The sequence below is a fragment of the Chromohalobacter sp. HP20-39 genome, assembly GCF_033052815.1.
In the GTDB taxonomy this organism is placed as follows: Bacteria; Pseudomonadota; Gammaproteobacteria; order Pseudomonadales; family Halomonadaceae; genus Chromohalobacter.
The window spans coordinates 1-437 of sequence record NZ_JAWHTP010000170.1; the positions used below are offsets into that span (position 1 = coordinate 1).

Here is a 437-nt window from a genome sequence, read left to right on the forward strand (position 1 = left end):
ATCAGTTCACGCTCGTCGGCGTGGTCGTGCTCTGTGCCACGGCAGTCAGCCCGGCCAGTTGCCCCGGCGTCGTAATCGTCAGGGCCTGCGACGGCGTCGGTGCCGGGAAGCCAGCCTCGGCCAGCGCTTCCTTGATCGTGCGGTTGGTGTCGAAGTAGACCTGCCAGTAGTTGTCGTTGTGCGTGTAGGGGCGCACGGCCAGCACCGGTCCCACCAAGTTGAACTCCAGGATCTCCACATCGACGGCCGGATCGGTCAATACATTCGGGATGGCGGCAACCTTCTCCTTGAGCAGCGCGATGGCGGCGCGGTGGTCGGCGCTGCCGGCCAATTGCGCTTTCAGTTCAACGCGGCGGAACGGGTTGGCGGTGTAGTTCTGGATCGTGTCGGAGAAGATCTTGCCGTTGCCGACAATGGTGACCACGTTGTCCGGCGTG

1 protein-coding gene is annotated in these 437 nt (G+C 63.8%); it reads right to left on the minus strand.

The window, feature by feature from the left end; all coding sequences use genetic code 11:
* Window position 1: 1 nt before the first annotated feature.
* The coding region (locus tag RVY79_RS17480) for a mechanosensitive ion channel family protein (protein ID WP_317465755.1) at window positions 2–437 on the minus strand (436 nt) is incomplete at its 5' end.